Source organism: Acinetobacter wuhouensis, from assembly GCF_001696605.3.
Taxonomy (GTDB): domain Bacteria; phylum Pseudomonadota; class Gammaproteobacteria; order Pseudomonadales; family Moraxellaceae; genus Acinetobacter; species Acinetobacter wuhouensis.
Genome location: NZ_CP031716.1, coordinates 141,864 through 168,137, shown reverse-complemented (window position 1 = coordinate 168,137; position 26,274 = coordinate 141,864). Strand labels below are relative to the sequence as shown.

Annotated in this window: 24 protein-coding genes and 1 riboswitch; of the genes, 5 read left to right on the top strand and 19 right to left on the bottom strand. The window is 39.9% G+C overall.

Annotated features, from left to right (window positions below):
- Positions 1-117: 117 nt before the first annotated feature.
- From glmM to BEN71_RS01385, 8 genes are all read right to left on the bottom strand, one after another.
- Complete coding sequence (gene glmM / locus BEN71_RS01420) at positions 118-1,449, bottom strand: phosphoglucosamine mutase (RefSeq protein WP_068972996.1); 1,332 nt, start codon at positions 1,447-1,449, stop codon at positions 118-120.
- Between the two features lie 172 nt (positions 1,450-1,621).
- Entirely contained in the window at positions 1,622-3,088 is a 1,467-nt protein-coding gene (guaB, locus tag BEN71_RS01415; RefSeq protein ID WP_068972997.1) for an IMP dehydrogenase, read from the bottom strand.
- Between the two features lie 253 nt (positions 3,089-3,341).
- Positions 3,342-3,707 carry a YkgJ family cysteine cluster protein gene (locus BEN71_RS01410; RefSeq protein ID WP_086322735.1) on the bottom strand — a complete coding sequence of 122 codons (366 nt, stop codon included), beginning with the start codon at positions 3,705-3,707 and terminating at the stop codon, positions 3,342-3,344.
- A gap of 138 nt (positions 3,708-3,845) precedes the next feature.
- Positions 3,846-4,643 carry an oxygen-binding di-iron domain-containing protein gene (locus tag BEN71_RS01405; protein WP_068972999.1) on the bottom strand — a complete coding sequence of 266 codons (798 nt, stop codon included), beginning with the start codon at positions 4,641-4,643 and terminating at the stop codon, positions 3,846-3,848.
- A gap of 190 nt (positions 4,644-4,833) precedes the next feature.
- On the bottom strand, positions 4,834-5,412 hold the full coding sequence (locus BEN71_RS01400; RefSeq protein WP_068973000.1) for a TMEM165/GDT1 family protein: 579 nt from the start codon (positions 5,410-5,412) through the stop codon (positions 4,834-4,836).
- An 88-nt stretch (positions 5,413-5,500) separates the two neighbouring features.
- Positions 5,501-5,655, bottom strand: a riboswitch (yybP-ykoY riboswitch).
- A gap of 120 nt (positions 5,656-5,775) precedes the next feature.
- Positions 5,776-7,746, bottom strand: a complete 1,971-nt coding sequence (locus BEN71_RS01395) for a 2-oxo acid dehydrogenase subunit E2 (protein ID WP_068973001.1) — start codon at positions 7,744-7,746, stop codon at positions 5,776-5,778.
- Positions 7,747-7,748: 2 nt separating this feature from the next.
- The gene (gene aceE / locus BEN71_RS01390) at positions 7,749-10,457 is read right to left on the bottom strand and encodes a pyruvate dehydrogenase (acetyl-transferring), homodimeric type (protein WP_068973002.1); all 2,709 of its coding nucleotides are present in this window, start codon (positions 10,455-10,457) and stop codon (positions 7,749-7,751) included.
- A gap of 284 nt (positions 10,458-10,741) precedes the next feature.
- Positions 10,742-11,425 carry a M23 family metallopeptidase gene (locus BEN71_RS01385; protein WP_068973003.1) on the bottom strand — a complete coding sequence of 228 codons (684 nt, stop codon included), beginning with the start codon at positions 11,423-11,425 and terminating at the stop codon, positions 10,742-10,744.
- A gap of 104 nt (positions 11,426-11,529) precedes the next feature.
- Here BEN71_RS01385 and BEN71_RS01380 point away from each other — a divergent pair, with 104 nt between their 5' ends.
- On the top strand, positions 11,530-11,979 hold the full coding sequence (locus tag BEN71_RS01380) for a DUF721 domain-containing protein (RefSeq protein WP_068973004.1): 450 nt from the start codon (positions 11,530-11,532) through the stop codon (positions 11,977-11,979).
- Positions 11,980-12,076: 97 nt separating this feature from the next.
- On the opposite strand, the gene lpxC is transcribed toward BEN71_RS01380, so the two are convergent.
- The 8 genes from lpxC to gshB all read right to left on the bottom strand — a co-directional run bounded on the left by lpxC (position 12,077) and on the right by gshB (position 21,453).
- On the bottom strand, positions 12,077-12,979 hold the full coding sequence (lpxC, locus tag BEN71_RS01375; RefSeq protein WP_068973005.1) for a UDP-3-O-acyl-N-acetylglucosamine deacetylase: 903 nt from the start codon (positions 12,977-12,979) through the stop codon (positions 12,077-12,079).
- A gap of 125 nt (positions 12,980-13,104) precedes the next feature.
- Positions 13,105-14,295: a cell division protein FtsZ gene (gene ftsZ / locus BEN71_RS01370; protein WP_068973006.1), complete on the bottom strand. Its 1,191-nt coding sequence runs from the start codon at positions 14,293-14,295 to the stop codon at positions 13,105-13,107.
- 162 nt (positions 14,296-14,457) lie between these two features.
- A complete protein-coding gene (gene ftsA, locus BEN71_RS01365) occupies positions 14,458-15,720 on the bottom strand; it encodes a cell division protein FtsA (protein ID WP_068973007.1) in 1,263 nt (420 codons plus the stop codon).
- Between the two features lie 63 nt (positions 15,721-15,783).
- Positions 15,784-16,638: a cell division protein FtsQ/DivIB gene (locus tag BEN71_RS01360; protein ID WP_068973008.1), complete on the bottom strand. Its 855-nt coding sequence runs from the start codon at positions 16,636-16,638 to the stop codon at positions 15,784-15,786.
- Between the two features lie 3 nt (positions 16,639-16,641).
- The gene (locus BEN71_RS01355) at positions 16,642-17,571 is read right to left on the bottom strand and encodes a D-alanine--D-alanine ligase (protein WP_068973009.1); all 930 of its coding nucleotides are present in this window, start codon (positions 17,569-17,571) and stop codon (positions 16,642-16,644) included.
- Between the two features lie 81 nt (positions 17,572-17,652).
- The gene (gene murC, locus BEN71_RS01350) at positions 17,653-19,101 is read right to left on the bottom strand and encodes a UDP-N-acetylmuramate--L-alanine ligase (RefSeq protein ID WP_068973010.1); all 1,449 of its coding nucleotides are present in this window, start codon (positions 19,099-19,101) and stop codon (positions 17,653-17,655) included.
- A 13-nt stretch (positions 19,102-19,114) separates the two neighbouring features.
- Entirely contained in the window at positions 19,115-20,212 is a 1,098-nt protein-coding gene (murG, locus tag BEN71_RS01345) for an undecaprenyldiphospho-muramoylpentapeptide beta-N-acetylglucosaminyltransferase (protein WP_068973011.1), read from the bottom strand.
- A gap of 293 nt (positions 20,213-20,505) precedes the next feature.
- Positions 20,506-21,453 (bottom strand): glutathione synthase, encoded by a 948-nt coding sequence (gene gshB / locus BEN71_RS01340; RefSeq protein ID WP_068973012.1) that lies wholly within the window; start codon positions 21,451-21,453, stop codon positions 20,506-20,508.
- A gap of 111 nt (positions 21,454-21,564) precedes the next feature.
- Here gshB and BEN71_RS01335 point away from each other — a divergent pair, with 111 nt between their 5' ends.
- Positions 21,565-21,768, top strand: coding sequence for a DUF3565 domain-containing protein (locus tag BEN71_RS01335; RefSeq protein ID WP_068973013.1), 204 nt, complete (start codon positions 21,565-21,567; stop codon positions 21,766-21,768).
- Between the two features lie 193 nt (positions 21,769-21,961).
- A complete protein-coding gene (locus tag BEN71_RS01330) occupies positions 21,962-22,477 on the top strand; it encodes an SMI1/KNR4 family protein (protein ID WP_068973014.1) in 516 nt (171 codons plus the stop codon).
- 122 nt (positions 22,478-22,599) lie between these two features.
- Here BEN71_RS01330 and BEN71_RS01325 read toward each other — a convergent pair whose 3' ends face one another.
- Together BEN71_RS01325 and pyrE are read right to left on the bottom strand one after the other, a co-directional pair.
- Complete coding sequence (locus BEN71_RS01325; RefSeq protein ID WP_068973015.1) at positions 22,600-23,130, bottom strand: hypothetical protein; 531 nt, start codon at positions 23,128-23,130, stop codon at positions 22,600-22,602.
- Between the two features lie 81 nt (positions 23,131-23,211).
- Positions 23,212-23,862 (bottom strand): orotate phosphoribosyltransferase, encoded by a 651-nt coding sequence (gene pyrE / locus BEN71_RS01320; RefSeq protein WP_068973016.1) that lies wholly within the window; start codon positions 23,860-23,862, stop codon positions 23,212-23,214.
- A gap of 40 nt (positions 23,863-23,902) precedes the next feature.
- On the opposite strand from pyrE, the gene BEN71_RS01315 reads away from it, so the two are divergent.
- Both BEN71_RS01315 and BEN71_RS01310 read left to right on the top strand, forming a co-directional pair.
- Positions 23,903-24,721: an exodeoxyribonuclease III gene (locus BEN71_RS01315; RefSeq protein WP_068973017.1), complete on the top strand. Its 819-nt coding sequence runs from the start codon at positions 23,903-23,905 to the stop codon at positions 24,719-24,721.
- 585 nt (positions 24,722-25,306) lie between these two features.
- Positions 25,307-25,654: a Spx/MgsR family RNA polymerase-binding regulatory protein gene (locus tag BEN71_RS01310; RefSeq protein ID WP_068973018.1), complete on the top strand. Its 348-nt coding sequence runs from the start codon at positions 25,307-25,309 to the stop codon at positions 25,652-25,654.
- A gap of 60 nt (positions 25,655-25,714) precedes the next feature.
- On the opposite strand, the gene BEN71_RS01305 is transcribed toward BEN71_RS01310, so the two are convergent.
- On the bottom strand, positions 25,715-26,146 hold the full coding sequence (locus BEN71_RS01305; RefSeq protein ID WP_068973019.1) for a DUF2147 domain-containing protein: 432 nt from the start codon (positions 26,144-26,146) through the stop codon (positions 25,715-25,717).
- Positions 26,147-26,274: the final 128 nt, after the last annotated feature.

The following is a 26,274-nucleotide window of genomic DNA, read 5'->3' as shown; positions in this document are numbered from 1 at the left end:
TCTTTCATCCAAAGAGGCTAAGGGAAATTGATCAAACAACTTACAATTTAAAAAGATTAGGGTCTGTTATCAGACCCTAATTTTATTCTTTATTGAAAATAATAAAGGTCAAAATCATCAAACTGCATTTTTACGTACAGCATCTGCTAAATGATTTGCTAAATCAGTTACTTCTTGCAAATCATCGCCTTCTACCATAACACGGATAATCGGTTCAGTCCCTGATTTACGAATCAAAATTCGTCCACGACCTTTCAATTTTGCTTCGACTTGATCAAATTCAGCGACCAATGCAGGAATCGAATAAGGGTCAAACATTTCTTCCAAACGTACATTCACCAAGACATTCGGTAGTACTTTAAAGTCTGCAACCAACTCGTCTAAAGCTTTATTTTGCTCAACCATCACTGTCAGTACTTGCAATGCTGCAATAATGGCGTCACCTGTGGTGCTCTTGTCTAAAGTCAAAATATGCCCTGATGGTTCGCCACCCGTCACCCAGTTATTGTCTTCAAGATTCTGTAATACATAGCGGTCACCCACTTTGGCACGGACAAAAGGCACCCCTGCTTTTTCAAGTGCCAATTCGAGCGCCATATTACTCATCACTGTACCGACAATCCCTGCAGGCTTTTGAGAAGCTTGAGTCGCAAGAATATACAGAATATGGTCACCATCGACCAACTTACCATGACGATCAACTAAAACAACACGATCTGCATCACCATCAAAAGCCACACCAAGATCAGCCTGATGTTCAATCACTGCTTTTTGTAAATTTTCAGGATGGGTTGAACCACAATCTTTATTGATATTTAAACCATCTGGCTCATTATAAAGTGCAATCACTTTTGCACCCAACTCACGGAATACCGCAGGACCGACGCTATAAGCCGCACCATTGGCACAATCCACCACAATTTTTAAATGGCGTAAATTGAAATGGTACGGGAAAGTTGATTTACAAAATTCAATATAACGACCATTGGCATCTTTAACACGAACACTTTTACCCAAGTTCGCGGTGTCTTCGATTACAATGTCATTTTCAAGCTCTTTGTTAATGGCTTCTTGAATCGAATCTGGCAGTTTTTTACCTTCATCTGAGAAGAATTTAATCCCATTATCAAAATATGGATTATGTGAAGCTGAAATCACGATACCTAAGTTGGCATGTAATGCACGGGTTAGATGCGCAATCGCAGGCGTTGGCAATGGACCAAGCAAATGTACATAAACACCTGCGGCATTTAAACCTGCTTGTAATGCTGCTTCTAAAATATACCCTGATAAACGTGTATCTTTACCTAAAACCACAATCGGTTTTGATTTTGGACTAATTTGTTTTAAAACTTTCCCTGCTGCAAACCCTAACTTAAGTGCAAATTCTGGGGTAATTGGGAGTTCACCAAATTTTCCACGAATCCCGTCTGTTCCAAAATAACTCATCTTTTACCCACTTATTATGTGTTACATAACGATTAATTTTTCAATTCGATTACTTTACACCAAAATAAAAAAGCCGTCATAAACTGACGGCTTTTTTCAATAAAAACACTACAAAAGGCTAAGCCATTCGATCATTTAACTAAACACTAAATGAAGCGAAAAGCGTGTAATATTAGCCTACACGGTAGTTTGGCGCTTCTTTGGTAATCGTTACATCATGCACATGTGATTCTTGCATACCCGCAGAGGTAATTTTCACAAATTTCGCATTTTGACGAAGATCTTCGATCGTAGAAGAACCTGTATAACCCATAGATGAACGTAAACCACCCATCATTTGATGCACGATATTGCCCATTGGACCTTTATAAGGCACACGACCTTCAATCCCTTCTGGAACAAGTTTCTCGGCACCTGCTTTTGAGTCTTGGAAATAACGATCTGCAGAACCAGTCGCACCCGCCATCGCACCCAATGAACCCATACCACGATATGCTTTGTAGTAACGACCTTGGAAGAATTCAACTTCACCAGGTGCTTCTTCAGTACCTGCCATGAGTGAACCAACCATAATCGTGCTTGCACCTGCACCAATCGCTTTCGCCATATCGCCAGAGAAACGAATACCACCATCCGCGATTAAAGGAATTTGATCTTTTAATGCATTGGCAACACTATCAATCGCAGAGATTTGTGGCATACCAATACCAGCTACAATACGTGTTGTACAGATCGAACCAGGACCGATACCTACTTTAACCGCATCTGCGCCCGCATCTAATAATGCCAATGCAGCATCACCTGTTGCAATGTTTCCGCCGATCACTTGTACTTGTGGGAAGTTGGCTTTTACCCAACGTACACGTTCAATCACACCTGCAGAATGACCATGCGCTGTATCAACCACAATCGCATCTACACCTGCTTCAACCAATGCTTCCACACGGCTTGGAGTTTCCGCACCAGTACCGACTGCAGCACCAACACGTAAACGACCTAATTCATCTTTACAGCTATTTGGATACAATTCAGCTTTACGGAAATCAGTCACCGTAATTAAGCCTTTAAGCTCATTGCTTTCACCAACTACGATCACTTTTTCAATACGATTTTTTTGAAGAAGTGCTTGGATATTTTCTTTAGATTCATTTTCACGAACAGTCACAAGGCGATCTTGCCCTGTCATGATATTGCTGACAGGTTGTTCAAGATTGGTTTCAAAACGTGTATCACGTCCTGTCACAATACCGACAACTTTGCCATCTTTAACAACAGGTACACCACTGATATTGTTTGCTTGAGTAATTGCAATCAATTCACGTACCGTAGTTTCAGGGGTTACAGTGATTGGATCTTTCACCATGCCCGCTTCGAATTTTTTAACACGGCGTACTTCTGCAGCTTGAGCAGCAATATCCATGTTTTTATGTAGAATACCGATACCACCATTTTGCGCCATCGCAATCGCCATACGTGACTCAGTCACAGTATCCATTGCTGCTGAAACCATAGGAATATTCAGTTGAATGTCGCGGGTAAGGCGTGTCTTTAGAGAGACATCTTTTGGAAGGACTGTTGAATAGGCAGGGAGTAATAAGACATCATCAAAGGTTAGGGCTTCTTGAACGATGGTCAACATAACAGGCTCGCTGGTAATTTCCGTGAGCTATTATATACAAATTTCAGTTTAAATTTCATTTTTTATTATCAGGAATTCTTTGATTCTTTATTTTACTTAAATTTTCAGGCGCTTATTCAAAATAATAAATGAATTATAAATACGTTTTGATAGTATCAAGCTAGATTTATAATTCATCTGAGAGCCTAAATACGTCAACATTTCTTGACAATAACCCAAAAAAGAGCATGTTGATGAGGCTCATCTATTCAAATCAACAGACTTGATCAAAATCTTCATCATTACTCGGCAATACAGGTTCAATTTCGATCAAAGGAATTAAATTATGTGCAGCACGCGCTTTATTACACTGGGCATCGCCTGCTTGGACTTCTTTACATGAAGAACTCCGTTGTTCATACATAGTGCAACTGACCTGTTGCCCGATCTCACCAGATAGCATGACACAACGTGGATTTTTTTGATTGGTTCCTTTCATACATGAATAAACAGGGGTTAATTCTTCGACGACTTCATCAGGCATGATCTCTCCCTCAGCCCAATAAAAAGACACTCGAAAAAAGGCGCAACACGCCCCACAGCTTAAGCACGCATCCTGTGCAGGGATTTGAGACAACATATTTTTAAAATTCTCGTGGTCAAAAAAACCTCTTTCACTTTAATTCAGTAAAAGAGGTTTAAAATAGATTTTGGCGACTTAAATCCTAAAAAAAAATATTCCCAAACACAATATTTTTTAGTGAACTTTTTGTATATTTTATCGCGGATAAGTAAATACGGATTCGTCCATTAAATCTACGCCACATTGTAAATTTTCAATCCAGTCGAGGAATTGATTGATCATATCTTTGCCCACAAATGGCTTACCATGCTGTGGCACAATCATTTCAATATCCATTTGACGAACCATTTTCACCCAAAGGCGAATTACACGGTTAGTACACATATAACGTTGGTGGAAACCACGCATCGTCGGAATATGGGCATTAAAATCATCAATAGGCGTTGAAGCGTCATCTACAATTGATGCCCCCATATCCCCAGAGAATAAAATTTTAGAAATTGGGTCATAAAATTGGAAATTACCCACTGAATGTAAGAAATGTGCAGGAATTACTTTAATTTCAGTTTTCCCCAATGGAATAGAACCGCCTTGGTCTGGAAGCTCAATCAAACGCTCCAACCAACCACCTTTCATACGATCACTCATAAATGCTGAGTTTAAATGCGGTAAGAAACGTGCCCACAACTTAGATGCAACCACTTTAGCATCGGTATAGACCAACCAACGTGGCATTGACGTGATAATGTCAGGGTCTTGGTGAGATGCCATCACATAATCTAGGTTTTGTAGACGAGTATATTTATTCAGTTCCATAGTTAAAGGAACATAAGTTAAATCACCACCTGGATCTAAAACAGCAGCACGCTCATTATTTAAGATCAAAAACTGGTTGGCTTGTACGCCTTCTCCTTTAACCAAACTGGTAAAACTGATGCATTTATGTATGCCATCATCATACAAAACCTGCGACGTGGTGCGATCTAAAGCCATTGTGAAAACCCCAAAACCTTTTTTAAAATAAATCTTTACTTATCACTTACAACATATAAGGTTTTCTTTAAAGTTACAATAAATATACAACAGAAGTTGAATAATAATTTGTGTGATTATTCTCAAAAAATAAAAAAACCTTACATTAGGTAAGGTTTTTTTAAAGATAATGAAAGGATGGAATGAGTTTTTAGAAAAAATAATGTTGTACCAGTGCAGCTACACCAATGATCAAGAAAATCGCAGCGCCAATTTTATGAATCAGGGAAATCGGTAGCTTATCTGCCAATTTATTGCCAATGAATACTGCTGGAGCATTCACCAACATGATCCCAAGCGTAGTTCCTAAAGTCACCCAACCGATACTGTCAAAGCGTGCAGCTAAAGCGACTGTGGCAATTTGGGTTTTATCGCCAATTTCCGCAAGGAAAAATAGTACAAAAGTTGCGCCAAAAACTCCATATTTTTGCCATTTATTGATACTTTCAGATTCATCATCTAATTCATCTGGAATCAACATCCATCCAGCCATAGCAATAAAACCAAGCGATACAATCCATAACAAAATAGTAGGGCTCAACACCGTGGTAATCCACTGTCCAAGTACAGCAGAAACACCATGATTGACAACTGTTGCTAAAAAAATAGCAATGAGAATAGGAACAGGTTTACGAAAACGTGCAGCAAGAAGTAATGCGAGTAATTGTGTTTTATCGCCCATTTCGGATAAAGCAACAACCACTAAAGAGATGAGGAAGGCATGTAACATGTCGGAGTCTCTGGCTAGCAATATTTACCGATGACTTATCCCTCCTGCTAGCCAATATGAATAGTCACCTATCCAACGCGGAGTGATAAATCAAAGGTCTTGCCAACAAAACTTTGCCGAAATATTTGAAAATTCAGCAAAATTGGTTCTTTGCTATGATGACCATGTTCTGTTGAACAATTATGTTGATCATCACCTATTCATTTTAAAAATGAATAGCGGCTACTCCCCAATGAAGTGTGAGTTTATTTTAAAGAGCATTTGACTTATTTTCAATGACATTTATCCAAAGCACATCAATAAATTCCTTACTACAAAAAAAACCCCGCCGTAGCGAGGTTTCATTTCAAACTCAATTTTAACTTAGAGCAAAATATTACGAATATCTGCTAATAGCTTAGTTAATTTATTGGTAAAACGTGCAGCATCCGCACCATTGATCACACGGTGATCGTATGACAATGACAATGGCAACATCAGCTTCGGATCAAAGCCTTCACCATTCCACACAGGTTGCATGGTTGCAGGTGAAATACCCAAAATCGCTACTTGTGGCCAATTCACTAAAGGCGTAAATGCGGTTCCACCAATCGAACCTAGACTGGTAATGGTAAAGTTTGCACCTTGTAAGTCTTTCGGAGAAAGTTTTTTATCACGGGCTTTTTTACTCAGCTCACCGAGTTCAATCGCAATTTGCTTAATTGATTTTTGATCAGGATTACGCAATACAGGTACGGTCAAACCATCAGGCGTAGCAACTGCAATACCCATGTGAATTTCATTGCGGAGTACGACAGACTTTTGATCATCCGCCAAGTGCCCTGCAAAATACGGCTCTTCTTTCAGTAAGAAAGCCACAGCTTTAGCAATGAACGCAAGAATCGTTAAGCTAATACCATCTTGTTTAAATTTACCTTTGAGTTCACCACGCCAAGCTTCAAGCTCGGTAATGTCTGCCAAATCAAACTGTGTCACTTGCGGGATGAAATTATTTAATGACAATTGCGGTACAGACACTTGCTGTAAGCGTGTCATTGGCGCAATTTCACTACCGCCAAATGCACTAAAGTCTGGTAATGCCGGTAAACCTGAAGCCACTGGTGCAGCGGCTGTTTGTACAGGTTGCGGTGCAGTTAAGCGTTGTTTCACATAAGCAAAAACATCTTCTTTCACCACACGATCATGCGGACCTGAAGACTCAACTTGTGCCAATAATACGCCGAGTTCACGAGCGAGTTTACGTACCGCAGGGCCTGCATAGACTTTGGCATTTTCAGCTTGTTGCGCTTTGCTGAGTTTATCCGAACCATCCGCTACAGGCGCGTGTGACTCAACAGCTTTTTCAGCTTTAGGTGCAGTTTTCGTTTCAGCAACTGGTGCTACCACTTTTTCTTGAGCAACTTCCGATGGCTGTACATCAGCAACACCTTCAATCGTGACCAAAGGCATACCTTGTTTGACGCTTTGATTTTCGCTGACATGAATCGCTTTGATCGTACCAGAGACAGTACTTGGTACTTCAACTGAAGCTTTGTCAGACTCAACCACAACAAGGCTTTGATCTTTTTCAACACGATCACCAACACTGACCAAAATTTCAGACACTGAAGCCTTGTCCACACCTAGATCAGGTACAGCAATGTCTACAGGTCCTGATTGTGCAGGCTTCGCTTCCACTTTCGGTGCTTCAGTAGGTGTCGATGCCACAACTGCAACTTGTTTTGTTTCGATAACAGGTGCTGTAGTTTGAGCAGAAGTTGTTTTAACCGTGATTAAAACCACACCTTCTTTGACGCTATCGCCTTCTTTGACGATCACGCTTTCAACTGTACCTGCCACTGTACTTGGAACTTCTACAGTCGCTTTGTCAGACTCAACCACCACGATGCTATCGTCTACTGCAATTTCATCGCCGACTTTAACAAGGATTTCACCGACAAGGGCTTTTTCCACACCAATATCAGGGACTTTCACTTCAACTGTCTGTGATGTTGTTGCTGTAGGTGCAGTCGTAGTTTTAGGCTGTTCTGTCACTGTTTCAGTTTGTGCAGGGACTGCTTCAGCTTTTTCTTCAACTTGTGCAGGCTCTGATTGTGTTGTTTCCGCTTCAGCAGCTTCAACTTCGATCAGCACTTCACCTTCTGAAACTTGATCGCCCTCAGCAACAGCAATACTTTTCACCACACCTGCCGAAGTGCTTGGCACTTCAACAGAGGCTTTATCTGACTCAAGCAACACAATGCTATCGTCGACTGCAATTGTGTCACCCACTTTCACTAAAATTTCAGCGACAGTGGCTTTATCTACACCAATATCAGGAGTTTTAATTTGCATTATTATTTCTCCTCAGTTGGTTCAGCATAGGCTGCAACTTCTTGTACAGATGGATGAGCTTGCGGTAACCAAGCGACTGGACGATCTACATCCAACTCAAATGAAGAAATTGCATCTTTTACTAAGCGTGCATCCACTTCACCTTCATCCGCTAATTTTTTCAATGTCGCAACAACGATATGTGCAGCATCTACACCAAAATAGCTACGTAAATTACCACGCGTATCAGAACGACCATAACCATCAGTACCTAATGCGACAAATGGACGACCATCTGGAAGATAAGCACGGATTTGTTCGCTATATGCGCGCATATGATCTGTTGCAGAAACCACAATACCGTCAGTATCACGCAACTGCTTAGACACCCAAGATTCCTGACCATCTTCAAGTGGATGTAAGCGGTTATATTCTTCAACAGCCATACCATCACGTGCCAATTCGTTAAAGCTGGTCACGCTCCACACGTTAGAATGGATTTGATATTCATCACGTAGGATTTTCGCGGCTTTGATCACTTCACGCAGAATCACACCAGAACCGAGTAATTGAACAGTGGCTTTTTCGTCTTTTTCAAACTGATACATACCACGTTTAATCCCCTCTTCCACGCCTTCAGGCATTTCTGGGTGTTCGTAGTTTTCATTCATCACTGTTAAGTAATAGAACACACGTTCTTGATTGACATACATGCGTTTTAAACCATCATGCACAATCACAGCCAACTCATAACCAAAACAAGGGTCGTAAGACACACAATTTGGAATGGTATTTGCCAAGATATGAGAATGACCATCTTGGTGCTGTAAACCTTCACCGTTCAAGGTTGTACGACCTGCTGTCGCACCGAGTAAGAAACCTTGAGCCTGTGAATCACCAGCTGCCCATGCAATATCACCAATACGTTGGAAACCAAACATCGAGTAATACATATACATCGGAATCATTGGCAAGTTATTGGTTGAATAACTAGTACCCAATGCAGACCAAGCACTCATCGCACCGGCTTCATTGATCCCTTCTTGAAGCATGTGACCATCTTTAGCTTCACGGTAGTTCATCAACTGTTCTTGGTCTTCTGGCGTATATTTTTGACCATGAGCAGCGTAGATCCCTAACTGACGGAACATCCCTTCCAAACCGAAAGTACGTGCTTCATCAGGTACGATAGGCACAACACGGTCTTTAATCGCCTTGTCTTTCAACAATGCAGCAATCAAACGCACCATTAACATCGTAGTCGATTGTTCTTTATCACCACTGCCTTTCAACACACCATCAAATGCTGAAAGTTCAGGAATTTGTAATACTTCACTTTCTTTACGACGTGCAGGTAAATAACCACCTAAACTTTCACGGCGCGCTTTCATGTATTTTATTTCAGGTGAATTTTCACTTGGACGATATAGTGGAACGTCTTGAAGTTGATCATCGGTAAATGGCAAGTTGAAACGATCACGCACATACTTCAAAGAATCAATTTGCATTTTCTTGATTTGATGCGTTTTATTGACTGCTTCAATCTCATCCGACAAGCCATAACCTTTCACCGTTTTCGCAAGAATTACGGTAGGTTGACCATTACTGGTCATCGCTGCTGCATACGCTGCATAAACTTTGTATGGGTCATGTCCACCACGATTTAGATTATCAATATCTTCATCGCTGAGGTTTTTAACTAATTCAGCAGCTTCTGGATATTTACCGAAGAATTTCTCACGTGTATATGCACCACCTTTTACTTGATAACGTTGATAATCACCATCAACAGCTTCTTCCATACGTGCTTTTAATGCACCAGAAGTATCTTTATCAAGTAAGGAGTCCCAATGACGACCCCAAACAACTTTTATCACGCGCCAGCCAGCACCACGGAAAACCGACTCAAGTTCTTGAATGATTTTACCATTACCACGCACTGGACCATCTAGGCGCTGTAAATTACAGTTCACCACCCAAATCAAGTTATCTAGCTTCTCACGACCAGCCAGCGAAATTGCGCCTAGACTTTCAGGCTCATCCATTTCACCATCACCGAGATAAGCCCACACTTTACGATCTTCTTCTTTGATCAAACCACGGTTCATCAAATACTTTTGAATGTGCGCTTGATAGATCGACATAATCGGACCTAGACCCATCGATACCGTTGGGAACTGCCAATAATCAGGCATCAAATATGGATGCGGATAGCTTGAAAGACCTTGACCACTGACTTCACGACGGAAATTATTTAATTGATCTTCAGTTAAACGACCTTCCAAGAAAGAACGTGCATAAATCCCTGGCGCACAATGACCTTGGTAATAAATCATGTCACCGCCAAAGCTGTCACTATTGGCACGGAAGAAATGGTTAAAACCCACATCATAAAGCGTTGCAGAAGATGCAAAGCTTGCCAAGTGACCACCAAGATCATCACCTGTTTTATTGGCACGTAGTACCATCGCCAACGCATTCCAACGAATCAATGCACGAATACGACGTTCCATATCTGGATCGCCAGGCATAGCTGGAGATTCCGCAACTGGAATGGTATTTAAATAGGGAGTATTTAAACGTTGAATAGGAACATGCTTAGAAATTGCTTGTTGATATAACTTTTCCAATAAGAAAGCAGCACGTTCTGTACCCATATGTTGTAACACAGAATCAAAGGCATCTTGCCATTCTTGAGTTTCCTGCGCGTCAGTATCACCGTAATACGCCATTTCTCGCCTACTCCTTGAATAATTTTCTATATGTTATATGTATCATGTTTTAGGCTTGTTAAGTTATCGTTACAGATGAATGCAGATTGTTGCTATTATTTAGGAACTAAATAGTCATTGACCAAATAACACTTAAAATAACAAAAAACCGCCAATATAGGCGGTTTTTTTATACAAACTAAATTTTATTCAGTGATAGTCTGAATACTCGACGCTTCAACGCGACTTTATTAATCAAGGACTCAGCAAAATATCACTTTATGTTTGCAAATAGACTGAATGAATTATGGCAGCATCGCTAAGTAAGTAGATGGATTTTTACGTTGACCATCTTTTACTACTTCATAATGTAAATGCGGACCCGTACAACGGCCTGTACAACCCACATTTGCAATATGTTCACCAGCCTTCACTTGATCGCCGACACGAGCAATGAGACGTGAAGCATGCGCATAACGCGTGATATAACCATTGCCATGGTTAATTTCAACATATTGACCATAGCCTGTACCCCAACCTGATTTGGTTACGATTCCAGGACCTGTTGCATAAATCGGTGTACCGCTTGGCGCAGACATATCTAAACCAGAATGGTTTTCCGCACGTCCACCCATCGTACGACCACCAAAGTCAGAGCTGACACGTTTCAAATCTGGTAATGGATGCGTGACTAACCAAGAATAAGGAGAATTTGCAGAATAGCGAGAAGAAGAACTTGCTGTAGAACTTGAACCGTATTTTTTAGCAATACTGGCGTTGTTTAATTCAATTGGTTTGTCCTGATTGCGTAAAGATACATTCATTTTTGCTGAAGCAGGTAAATCCAAATCATCTGGATTATAAGCACCTTGAGCTAAAGTTCTTGATAAATGTTCTAAACGATCTGTAGATTGAACCATATCTGCTGATGCAGAAGTCACGGCAGCAGTTGCCAAAGTGAATGCTAAAAGAATACGTCGCGTGTACATAAAAACCTCTTGAACTGTTCTTCGTCCATTTCTTGTGTGATCTCATCCTTGATATCCGCTGAAATGAGCGCTTAAGATAGGACATCACTATGTAGGAATAATGTATGTCTGAACCAAAAAACGTCTTTCAACCAACAAGACAACACGTAAAAACAGGAAACTTATCGTTTCTTACAAAGCAAGTTGCCGAATGGCAAAAACTTACTAAATTAATTCAACCGCACTTACCTCAGCCTGAGGATTGGCAAGTTGTATGTTATCAATACGGTATTTTGACTATTACCGGTGAAAATCAAGCCATGATTAGTCAACTCGGTTACCTTCAAAAACAGTATATTTCTCAATTATCACAAATCAATGAATTACATGATTTACAAAAATTACAAGTCCGCTTGCGTATTCAAAATAACAATACTGAAACAAACCCGCAACTCACAAAAATGGTTCGTAACATTCCACCTGAAACATCAGAAATGTTAGAAAATGCTGCTAGTTTTGTGAGCGACCCTAAGCTTAGCCAAGCTTTACTACGTTTGGCAAGCAAAAAAAAGTAAACAGAATAGATAAAAAACCGAATTTGAATGGATAAAATGTGATCTATATCGCTTTAAATTTCGTTATACTATAACACAGACCACTAAAGACAATGACTTATGTCACATTGACAAAATGAATTGGACACAACTTCTCGTCATCAAATGTTACAATTTCGTAGCTAGTTGGATCACTTTTCACATTGCGTAAAAGTTGATTATTCAGTGCATGTCCAGATTTATAACCATCAAATTTGGCAATAATCTGATGCCCTAACAAATATAAGTCGCCAACAGCATCTAAAATTTTATGACGAACAAACTCATCAGCAAAGCGTAAGCCTTCCTCATTGACGACACCTGTATCATCCAAGCCAACCGCATTGTCCAAACTTGCACCCAATGCCAAATTATTGGCTTTTAGATAGTCCAAGTCTTTCATAAAACCGAAAGTACGTGCACCACTCACTTCATAGACAAAGGTTTCGGTTGAAAAGTCGATAGTTGCAGACTGGTATTCTTTGGCAAAAGCAGGATGATCAAAATCAATGGTGAAGTTAATCTGGAATCCATCATGTGGTGTGAACACTGCACGCTTATCATCGATCAAAGCTTCTACTGGCTTTAAAATACGAATGAATTTCTTAGGTGCATCCTGTTCAACCAAGTCGCCTTGCATTAACAAGTAAATAAATGGGCCTGCACTACCATCCATAATTGGCAGTTCTGAAGCAGAAACCTCAATAATCAGATTATCAATACCTAAACCAGCAATCGCACTGGTGACATGTTCAATCGTACCCACTTTAGTATCTTGATTGACCAAGTTTGAGCACATGAATGCTTCTTGAATCAGCATCGCATCTGCTGGAATATCCACAGGTGGATCGAGATCAATTCGACGAAATACAATACCCCCATCCGCCACATGTGGCAAAAAGTTAATCATGACTTTTTGTCCGCTATGTAGACCGATGCCACTCGCTTTAACGACTCGCTTCAGGGTACGTTGTTTCAACATGCTTACTCGATATTCATTCTCAAATCCGCTATACGTTAGCACATTTAGCCATTGATAAAAAACAAAAAAGGTAATGAATCTCACTACCTTTTTCGATGATCTTAATGATTTTTAAGAATAATCAATTATTTACGCTGTTGATTCTTCAAATAATCTTGAATACTCATTGGTGTAGAACGACCACTTGGGCTTGGGGCAACAACAGGCGCGCCTTCTTCTTGACGCTTACTGATCGCAGGAACATCATCTTCATCAACAACCGCATTGTGTTGAGTTTGTTGCGCATAGGTATTTGCAACATTTACATGTGTTCTACGTTTTGCTTCAGTCGCATCACTGGCATTACGCGTTAGACCCGTTGCAATCACAGTCACACGGATTTCATCACGTGCATCTGGGTCAAATACCGTACCAAAGAATACTTCACCTTCTTCAAGGTCGACGATTTGGTTAACCACATCTGTAATCACTTCAGTTTCACGTAATGTCACATCAGCACCACCAGTGATGTTAATTAACACACCCTTGGCATTCATGATATTTACATTATCAAGTAAAGGACTGCGGATCGCCAAACGTGCAGCTTCTTCCGCACGATCTGGACCACTACTCTTCCCTTCACCCATCATGGCATAACCACGGGTACTCATCGCAGTTTTTAAATCGGCAAAGTCAAGGTTGATATGACCAGGACGAACTACAAGATCAAAGATACTACGCACCGCATTTAACAATACATCATCTGCTTTACGGTAAGCATCTTGCATAGAGATGTCACCATAAACACTGAGTAAGCGTTGGTTTGGGATAATAATTAAAGAATCTACATGTTGCTCTAAAGCTTCAATGCCTTTTTCCGCTGAACGTTGACGGCGACGACCTTCAAAATTGAATGGTGTAGTCACCACACCAACTGTCAAAATACCCATTTCTTGTGCAATTTCAGCAACAACAGGGGCAGCGCCCGTACCCGTACCACCACCCATGCCTGCGGTTACAAACACCATGTCTGCACCTTCAAGGTGTTGACGAATTTGTTCACGGCTTTCTTCAGCAGCAATTTGACCTACATCAGGGTTTGCACCAGCACCCAAACCACGTGTGCTTTGTTCACCTAACTGCATTTTGAAAGGCGCATTCATACGATCTAATGCTTGTTTATCTGTATTTGCACAAACAAATTTCACACCTTTGATGTCAGATTGCACCATGTGTTGTACAGCATTACCACCGCCACCACCAACACCAAACACAGTAAAACGGGCTTGACCGTTGTTATCGGTTTGTTCATCGTCTAAAAATTCAAATGAGGCCATGACCTTTAAATTTCCTAATATATTTGGCAGTCACTTAAGCCCGTATACTGCCTTGATCTTCAATAATAAAAATTGTTTTTAGGATGCTGTTCATTAAAGAGCTTGTCAAGTATTGGTTCGCTTACTTACAACTTCCTAACAATATTCCCCAGAAAATTACACCTAAAAAATACCCTTTAATTTGTTATTTAAAGCATTCCATCCATTCACAACTCTGTCAAAAAACGGACGACTGCCTTGAACTTCTGGCTCTTCAATCGCTTCTTGCATATCACTTTGGCTAAATAAGAGCAGTCCAGCTGCTGTAGCATACATTGAACGACGTAGTGATGGTAAGTGCTGATCATCCGTTACAACTTGTAATGGTGGATTACCTAAATGCGCTGAGACACCTAACATGCGACGCGCTAAATTCACCATACCTTCAATTTGACAAACATCACCTGTCAAAACCACGCCATGATATAAGCTTTGTAAAGCACCACGTTGCTCTAATTCATAACGCACTTTACTGAGGATGTCCTCATAACGCGCGATAATGATTTCAGCCAATTCAATACGACTAATGGTTTGTGGTCCATCGATCGCTTCAAACTGAATCATATGGTCTGGCTTTACTTGGTGAATGTCCACACAACCATGTAATAGCTTGATACGTTCAGCTTCTTCAGTGGTGGTTTGTAAAACGGTTGCAATATCACGTGTCACATTTTCACCACCACACTGAATGGTATGAGCAAGAACCAAGTGTCCTTCTATATAAACTGCAATATTGGTCGTTCCCGCACCAATATCCAGTAAACACACACCATATTCTTTTTCATCTTTCAACAAACTACCTTCTGCTGTTGCCAAGCAAGAGACCACCATTTTTTCTACAGAAATATTGGCACCTTTCATGGCACGATCTAAATTCTGCATGGTGCTAATTGGCATCATCATCAGTTGATAATGTGCAGTCATACTATTTGCTGATAAGTTGATCGGGTTTTGTACCCACTCACTTGAATCATCAAGTTCAAAACCAAGTGGTACAGCACTTGCCAAGTAATGATCCGCAGTCATATGGCTCGCTTTTGCCAATTCCAAAGCACGCACCATTTCAGTTGTGGTAATGGTGTGTTCAGCATTCGAAATCGGTGTACGCCCAATTGCATAATGGCTTTGTAATTCAGTACTTGGGATAGAGACCCATGCTGAATGTATGCGACATTCAGCCATATCTTCAGCTTCTTGAACGGCTTGTTTAATTGCATTTGTGACTTTATCAAGGCTAACGATTTTGCCTTTATTCATTCCCTTATTGCGTGCGCTCGCCATACCAATAACCTGAATATTATCAGGGGCATGTACTTTTCCAATCAGTACTGAAACTTTATGTGTCCCAATGTCAATTGCAACAACTGAGGGAACAGCTTCATTCATCACTTTGCTACCATTATCTTCATTGTTTATCTTTGGCGTTACGCCTCTTTTTCAAGCCACGTATTATGGCTGTGCAACGACCCCACCTGCAACGGCTGTGTCATTACTGGTTACAACAAACTGACCATTCATAATTTTGGGTGCAACTGAATTACGCCATTGGATCGACAATCCATTCCGATAACGCAAATCAATAGCAGCAATATTTGGCCAAACTTGCTTAAGGTCTGTTTGTGCTAAATGACTCAAACGTTGCAGTTTACTCATGGTTTGATCTTGATCAACAATAATGCGCAGACCTGAATCAAACTGCATAAACCAAGTCATACGTTCAGTCAGATAAAGCTCTTTTAAACGTAAATTCACTGGATGAAATAATTGATTAATTTCATTATAACGACGCATCATCACTTTGGATTGGCTGAGTGGCCCATGAAGCAATGGCAAATTTGAATGGTTTTTCGCCACAGCCTCTGTATAAACATCTCCAGCATCGCTCAACAACCGCCCCGTTCCCCAACGTGCGATTGCATGACGTGGCATAACACGCACTCGAATACCATTTGGCCATGCACGAGAGACCACAACGCGATCTACCCAAGACACTTCAAGCGCTTTATCTCGAATTTGCTCCAAATCCGAAGTGAAATAATTATTTTTAACCACAGGTGCCAAATGCTGAGTCATCGCAGCAGATTCTACAGATGAAGTTGTACCCACAACTTCTAAAGTGGCAACACGCGCATCAGTCACCACCTTATATAAACCATATATTCCTGCAAGTAATACAACAATTGCAACAAACATCAAAACCCAACTACCGAGGTCTAAGAGCTTATCCTGACGTGTCGGTGGTTTATCATGTATTGATGTAATTGCTGCCTTTTTACGGCGCATCGAAGCAGGAAGTTGAGCCATAAATTAGTGTGCTTGTTCCGTTAGCGTTTGCGCTAAAATTTCAACACATAATTCATCAAAACTATACCCTACAGCTTTGGCTGCTTTAGGCACAAGCGAATGACTCGTCATCCCTGGTACAGTATTCACTTCCAATAACCAGAAGTTACCTTGCTCATCCAACATCGCATCAATACGCCCCCAGCCACTTGCACCCACAGCTTGAAAGGCACGTAGACAAAGCGCTTGTAGGTTTTTCTCTTCAGTTTCACTCAAACCACATGGAATACCATATTCCACATCATTACGGTTGTATTTTGCTTCATAGTCATAGAAAGCAACATCCGCAGGTGGTTGTAAGCGAATTACTGGCAAAGGCTGACCATTAAGGAATGAAATCGTATACTCACGACCTGTAATCCATTTTTCAGCCATCACAATCGCGTCATGCTTTGTTGCTTTTTCAATTGCAGCAATCAAATCTTCAGCTTTTTCAACCTTACTCATCCCAACACTTGAACCTTCATGTACAGGTTTGATAATGAGTGGTAGACCAAGATTTTCAATGACTTCTTTTAAATCAGAATCTTTTGAAATAATGCGATATGGTGCAGTTGGTAAGTCAGAACCTTGCCAAATTTGCTTGGTTTTAACCTTATCCATGCCAATCGCAGAACCCTGAACGCCTGTACCTGTATAAGGTACATTCATCCATTCTAAAGCGCCTTGGATTTGACCATCTTCACCACCACGACCATGCAATACGATGAATGCACGATCATAGTTTACAAGTTCCGTCACGCTACGTTCTTGTGGATCGAAGCCTTCAGCATTCACACCTGAACGTAATAATGCTTCTAAAACAGCTTTACCACTATCTAATGACACCTCACGCTCAGCAGATTTACCACCAAGCAATACCGCTACTTTGCCGAATTTAGAAGCATTTGACACGTTTAAATCCTTAAACTTATAAGTTAGTCAATTTTAAAATTTCAGAGTTTTATTCAACTTTTCTGAATAAAGCTTACTCAATTATTTTAAATAAAGTTGGTTTTGAGCCAATTCTACCGAAATTGCTCCCACGTTACCCGCACCTTGTGTTAATAACAAGTCATTTGCTTGTAACACTTTTTGTATCGCGTTCTGCAAATTGCCTTCCACTGGGTCAATTAAGATCGGCTCAACTTCACCACGTAAACGAATACTACGTGCCAAAGAACGACTATCCGCCCCCACAATTGGCTTTTCACCTGCAGGATATACCTCTAATAGCAACAATTGATCAACTTGTGACAACACGTCAACAAAATCATCAAAACAGTCACGCGTACGACTAAAACGGTGTGGTTGGAACATCATCACCAAGCGACGATCAGGGTGACTCGCACGTGCAGCTTTAATTGTAGCTTCAACTTCTTTCGGATGGTGACCATAGTCATCCACCAACTTCACAGTTCCTTCACCCAGCTCATATTCACCTTGAACTTGGAAGCGACGACCTACACCACTGAAGCTCTCTAAAGCACGTGCAATCGCAGCATCAGAAACACCCTCATCCGTTGCAATACCAATTGCAGCGAGTGCGTTTAAGATATTGTGCAAACCAGGTAGGTTAATGGTTAAACGTAACGGTTCACGACCTTTGCGCAATACCGTGAAGCTCGATTGCATGCCTGTTTGTTCAATATCAATCGCACGAATATCATTGTCTTCGTTAAAACCATAAGTCACTACTGGACGACCGATACGCGGCATGATTTCACGAATATTGGCGTCATCACCACACACCACCGCCAAACCATAGAACGGCATTTTTTGTAGGAATTTGACAAAGGTATCTTTCAATACATCAAAACTACCACCGTACGTGTCCATATGATCTGCATCGATATTGGTCACAATCGCAGCCATTGGTTCTAAGTGTAAGAATGATGCATCAGACTCATCCGCTTCTGCCACAATAAAACGGCTCGCACCGAGTGCAGCATTCACACCAGTACGATTCAGCAAACCACCGATCACATAAGTTGGATCCATATTTTCTTCTGCCAACATACACGTCACTAGACTTGTCGTTGTGGTTTTACCGTGTGTACCTGCAACAGCAATCCCATGACGGTAACGCATCAACTCACCGAGCATTTCAGCACGACGCACTACAGGCGTACGTGTTTCTATCGCAGCTTTCACTTCTAAATTTTCAGGATCAATCGCTGTAGATACAACGATGACATTGGCGCCTTTAATATTTTCAGCACTATGTCCGATATAAACTTTGATTCCGTTTTCTTCAAGTTGAGCAGTGGTTTTTGATGCTTTAATGTCAGAACCAGAAACCTTGTAGCCTTGGTTTTTCAACACTTCTGCAATACCGCACATTCCAGCGCCACCGATCCCCACAAAGTGGATATGTTTGATACGGCGCATCTCTGGAACTTTAATCAGGTTTTTTGCTTTATCAGCTGGGCTTGTTGGAGACATAATCAACTCTAACTTACAAATCTTGAATTAAACCAACCACACGTAGTGTTGCATCTGGTTGAGCTTGTTGACGAGCTTTCACCGCCATTTCCATTAACAATTGGCGGTTCATCAACGGAGTCAGTAAATCCTTTAACGAATCTGGAGTCATGGTACTTTGCGGACAAATCTTCGCAGCACCCGTTTTCTCCAAAAATTTTGCATTGGCAGTCTGATGATCATCAACTGCACTTGGCAATGGTACAAAAACAGCTGCTACACCCGCTGTTGCCACCTCTGTTACAGTCAACGCACCTGCACGGCAGATGATTAAATCAGCATTGCTATAAGCTTGCGCCATATCGTCAATAAACTGCTGTACTTCAACCTGCATATTTTCAGGCGCATCTGCATACAATGCTTGAGTGGTCTCTTGCTTATTTTGACCACATTGATGAAATACTTTTAATGGCACATTGAGCTGTTTTAAAGCCTGTGGTACACATTCATTCAACGCTTGCGCACCCAAAGAACCACCGACGATGAGAATATGTAAAGGCTCAACATGGGTTTCACGTTCTTTATAGCGAAATGATGGATTATAAATCGCTGTAATTTCTGCACGCACAGGATTTCCTGTGGTCACAATTTTTTCACGTTGAGGAAATGTATTTGGAAATGCTTCGCAGACTGTTTTGGCAATACGTGACAATTGCGTATTGGTAAAACCTGCCACCGCATTTTGCTCATGAATAATCACAGGAATACCCAATAAGCGAGCAGCAAGCCCACCAGGACCTGCAACATAACCACCAAAACCTGCAACAGCATCGACTTTAAGCTGTTTCATATAGCGCATTGCGCTCAGTGTCGCTTTTAAAATTTTAAAAGGTGCTACAACTTTTCGGACAATCCCATTGCCACGTACACCCTGAATATCAATTTGATAAATAGGAATATTATGTTGTTTTAATAATCGATTTTCCATACCTGTCGGTGTTGCGAGCCAAGATACTTGACTGCCTTGTTGTTGCAACTCTTTTGCAACTGCCAATGCAGGAAATACATGTCCACCCGTACCCGCCGCCATCATCATGACGTGTTTTGGTGTGCTTTGCTGAGGTTTGGTCACGGTCTAATTCTTCAATACAAAAAAAATAAAAGTTTAACGAATATTTTAAACAACCAATTGTAATCACAATCCGCTATGGGGAAAAGTTTATTTACTTTTTTTCACCAAGCATTTCATTGTTTTTTTCTACTGATTTGAAAGTTTAAACTACTTTTATCATTAATCAGCAAGAATTTGTTGAATTAATCGTTATTTTTAATATGTATCGTGTTTATCTTTATTTTCAGCGCAAAAAATAGAGCCGTTTTAGACTCTATTTTAGTTAAAATTTAAAATAAGTTAATCATTCAAACTCAGCTTAAAGTTATACCTGCTTCCAATACCGCAAATAAATCATCAGCAATTGACGTTCCAAATTGAGTATCAATTTCACGAATACAGGTTGGACTGGTCACATTAATTTCAGTGACATAATTTCCAATCACATCCAAACCAACAAAAACCAAGCCTTTTTCTTTTAAGAATGGACCTACTTTTGCTGCAATCGCTTTATCATTTTCAGTCAATGGGCGCGCTTCACCTAAACCACCTGCTGCCAAGTTTCCACGCACTTCACCATTTTGTGGAATACGTGCCAAGCAATAGGGTACAGGCTCACCATTGATCATGAGAATACGTTTATCCCCATCAACAATTTCAGGGATGTAACGTTGTGCCATGATCGGTTGTGTGCCATTTTCAGTGAGAATTTCAATGGTTGAACCAATATTTACACCATCTTGATATAAACGGAAAATCCCCATACCCCCCATACCATCGAGCGGTTTCACAATCACATCACCATGTTCTTTCAAGAACTCACGAATCAGGCTCTGCTGTGAGGTCACTAAAGTCGGCACTTGCAACTCTGGAAACTGTGTTGCAAATAGCTTTTCATTACAATCACGTAAGCTTTGTGGTTTGTTAATAATCCACGCGCCTTCACGTTCTGCTTGCTCTAAAATATACGTCGTATAAACAAAGTTCATGTCAAATGGTGGATCTTTACGCATCAACACCACATCATAATCTGCAAGTGATTCTTTTTTCTTTTCACCGAGTTCGTAATAGTGGTTGTAATCTTCAAATACTTTTAATGGTGAAATCAGACCAAATGCTTTACCTTGATCGATATATAAATCTTGCTGTAATGCATAGCCAAGTTCGTGTCCACGACGTGATGCAGCCCATAGCATTGCCATAGTTGAATCTTTTTTCAGGTTTACATTTTCGATGGGATCCATCACAACAAGTACGCGCATAGTTTCACTCTTATCAAATTTTGGATTGCATGCAGTATAGCGGAGAAAGATATGTTCTTTTTCTAAATTTCGCTAAACTCTATGCAATTATTGTGAATAGACTTTTAGGATATGTTGCAAAAGATTATTGGTTTTCATTTGGATGAAGAACAGCATTGGGTGGCTGATCTTGAGTGTGGTCATACTCAACATGTGCGTCATACACCACCTTGGCAAAACCGCCCATGGGTCATGACTGAACAAGGGCGTCAGGAAAAGTTAGGGATGGCGTTGGAGTGTAAAAAATGTGAGGAAAATAATCAGCCTAGCTTTTAAATAACACCTCTTGGATTAAAGTTACAAGTCACAGTTCGGTGTTACTCACATATTTCTTGATCGAAATTTAAATGCCTTTAACGAATACAATAACCATAAATAAACTCAACAATTCCAAAACAGAAAATTATAAAGAAAACGTTAACTATCCTGTTGCTCAATTTTAATAATACTTTTTAACAAAGGATAAAAAATGCAACAATTATGGCAACGCTTAGAGACAATTTTAAAAGATTCTCATCCATCTCTATTAGCAGACCTAGCTCCACCTGCTACAGATAGCGAAATTGCAGATTTAGAAAACCAAATTGGAGCTAAACTTCCTGATGATTTTATCGCTTGCTTAAAAATACACAACGGACAACATGGTAAAGCAGACGGATTATTTGATGGCTCAGAGTTTTTATCCATTTCACGCATTCTACAAGAATGGTCTACTCTAAAAAGTGTACTTGATAGTGGTATATTTGATGAACTTGGTATAGATGAAGACGCTTCAAATAATGGAATTAAAAGTTCTATGTGGAATTTAAAATGGATTCCTTTTATTAGTTATGGCAATGGTGACATTTGGTGTTTAGACCTTGACCCTGCTGAAGATGGAGAATTTGGGCAAGTATTTCAATATTGGTATGAAGATTGTGAAACCACTAAAGAAGCCAATAATTTTACAGAATGGTTTACAAATTTTATTGATCAATTAAAATAAAAAACCATCAAAATAAGGAGCTCTTGCTCCTTATTGATCATTCTAATATTTTCAAAAAATACACCTAATCATTATTTATTATCAATTTTATTATTACTTATTCATTTATTATTTATCTATCCTTAATTCTGATGCTCAGGCTTTACACTCTCCACCAAATACTTATCTGCCGACCGTGGATCACGCGGTAAATTTAATTTCACACGACAACCAAACTCCACATCATCCTTTTCAAACACAATAATTTCTGCATTTAACTCAATCGGACGACCCGTTTCAAAATCCGTCTGTTGTAAAGTTTCACCAAATAATTCTGCATATTTCTTTTCAAGATGAGCAATGCTTAAATCATTGATCATTACCTTGATTGCGTATTTTTGATGGGCACACTCTGGCTCACGCTGAATCCGTGATTTACGAATATAGCTCATTTCTGACGGTCGAAGCATCAGTTCATTGATTAGCTTTTTTTGCGCATTGGCATTGATATTTAGAACCAGATCAAACTGTTCTAAACCTTTCCATTGAAATGGGTTCTGTCTAAAAAACATATCCCGTTCAAACTGGTAACGCTGCCAACGTCGCTGGTCTACTTTTTTTGCAAAGATAATACCAAGTACCAGTACAACGACAATGATTAGTAAAATCAACATTGAAGACGCTATCCGACCCTATTCATAGATTATAAAAATAAGGAGCTTCCGCTCCTTACTTATCTTATCGATTTTTTTAACTTATACACCATATTTAACGCGATAAGCTTCCATTTTTGCTAAAGCGTCTTTTTCACCTTTAGCATCTAGATAGTCCATCAAATCTTTCATGGTAATCAAAGCATGTACTGGAATTTCTAACTCTTTTTGAACTTCTTGAATTGCAGACAATTGACCTTGACCTTTTTCTTGACGATCTAGGGCAACCAATACACCTGCAATAGTTGCACCTGCATTTTTCAGAATAGTCACCACTTCACGAATCGCTGTGCCCGCAGTAATTACATCATCAATAATCCAAACTTTTTTACCCTCAACAGAAGCACCGACCAACACACCACCTTCACCATGATCTTTGGCTTCTTTACGGTTAAATCCCCATGGCACACTTACACTGTGTACTTGAGACAAAGCCACAGCTGTAGCAGCAACAAAAGGAATCCCTTTATACGCAGGGCCAAAAATCACTTCCACATTGTTACATTGTGTTAATTTATCAGCATAGCCTTGAGCTAAAAGTGATAATGCTTCACCATCGTTGAGTAAACCTGCATTAAAAAAATAAGGGCTCACACGACCTGATTTTAAAGTAAACTCACCAAATTTAAGCACACCGCGTGATAATGCAAGTTCGATAAAAGCTTGAGGGTTAAACTGAGCTGGCGTTGACATGAGGTGCTCCAAAATTCATACATTGAGGTTATGACTGCGCATGATACCAAAGAGTAGCTATCCAAGTGATCAAAAAATTTTAAGAGTTGTTTCAATTAACGTAAATGGCTTACGTTCTTCCGTCACAAAAGGTATACTTGAATGGATGGAAAAATCAGATGCAGATGTCATCTGTATGCAAGAAAGTCGTATTACCCATGAACAATGGACGGATAAATTTAAACCCGAAGGTTGGCATACCCATTTATTTCCTGCTGAAAAATCAGGCTATGCAGGCACGGCGATCTACAGTCGCTTACCGTTCAAATCTGTACAGAATGGTTTAGGTTTTGAACTCGCCGATAGTCAGGGACGCTTTATCACAGCTGAGTTTGACTTGGGTTTAGACAAACCTGTTCATATTTGCTCTTTATATTTACCTTCAGGTTCATCAGGTGATGAAGCACAAGCACGTAAAGATCACTTTTTAGATGAATATACAAAAATCCTCAAACAATGGCGTGATGAAGATAGATCCATCATCGTTTGCGGTGATTACAACATCGTACATAAGCGCATTGATATTAAAAACTGGTCAGGTAACCAAAAATCTTCTGGCTGTTTACCGCATGAACGCGCATGGCTTGATCACATTTATGATGACTTAGGTTATGTCGATACTTTCCGCGAAGTACGTAAAGAAGCCGAAGTATATTCTTGGTGGTCGAATCGTGGACAAGCACGTGCTAAAAACGTCGGTTGGCGGATTGATTACCAAGCTTGTTCACCAGACTGGAAACAACGCACACTCAATGCTTGGGTCTATAAAGATGAATGGTATAGCGACCACGCCCCTGTCATTATTGATTATCAAATTTAATCAAATTCTTAGCGGAGTTTTCAGTTTTAAAAACAATATATTCAGTGAACAATTGTTCGCTGAATATAAGTTAAAAACCTACAAATTTTGTCGCGTTATCGTATGTTTTCCTCACCCGAAAAGGCGCATTATATTTCCACGGCACAGGGACATGTCAGGATGACAGCAAAAGGATTGGACGCCGTAGGATGAAAAGAAAATAAATATTTTATATTTATTTTTCAGGGATGTGACAATGGACGTTGTATTGAGACCCGCATAATCAGGATGATTAGATGCGGGTTTTCTCTTATTCTAGGGCGCCATTTTAGAATCTAAACTTTTAGAATTAAAATAAAAATTGATCGCCTTATTTTTCATATTCGCAAACCTTTTTATCTTCCATTACAATAAGCAGATTCTAAATTTCAACCCAGCCCATCATTCATATTGCTGATTTAAATTTAGCGCTCAAATGTTAAATTTTTATGACATACATCACATATTTAAAATTATTCTACCGTTTCTGATACGGTTTACATTGACAATTTTGCTAATCTTTATGGGCAAATCAGACAATTTTTAAGTTACTTATTAGGACAACACATGCTAAAAGTTTACGGAATCAAAAACTGTAATTCAATGAAAAAGGCTTTTGATTTACTCACCGACCTTGGGCTGAACTATGAATTTCATGACTATAAAAAACAAGGGATTGATGCTGATACTGTAAAAGTATGGCTCGACAACATTGGACAAGATATTGTTTTAAATAAAAAAGGGACAACTTGGAAAAAATTGACTGAGCAAGAACAGCAACTTGCTTTATCGAGTGAAGCTGAATTGATCAAAGCGTTAACTACGCATACCAGTTTAATCAAACGCCCTATCATTAATCTAGATGAAAAATATATTGTCGGTTTTAATGAAGATGAAATTCGAGCATTGAAATAAACATTCTCTTCAAACAATAAAAAACCGATCAATTGATCGGTTTTTTTGTAGTTGATGCTCTTAGTTCGCACGAACCCAAACTTGGTTACGACCAAGTGCTGAAATACCAACGTAACCACGTAATTTCAACTGATTACCAGCTAACTCAGCTTTTAGCTTATAGGTCTTACCATTTTTAGGATCTAAAATAGAACCATTGTCATAGTTTTTGCCACCTACATTTTTTAACCCATGTACAATCGTTACGCCCTTTAACGATTTATTATGGTATGCCCCATCACATTTAGTACAGGCATTTTCTTCACCAGGTGTCAAAATGCTTTGAATCGTTGCACTCAAAGTTCCATTTTTTTGTTCAGTGAATTTTACGACAGCTTTAGGTTTCTTCGTCGCATCATCAATCGTCGTCCACGTTGTCCCGTTCAGTGGATCTGCGGCATGTGCAAAGATGGCTGTTGATAATAAACCTAATGCAAGTACAATTTTTTTCATTGTTTTGTTTTCCCTAGTCTAATTGACACTATATAGTATCGAAAACTCACATCGAATTAGCAATTTTTCTCTGTGACTATATAGTGTAGCCTTGTAACAATTGTTGGTAAACCCACAAAAATAATGTC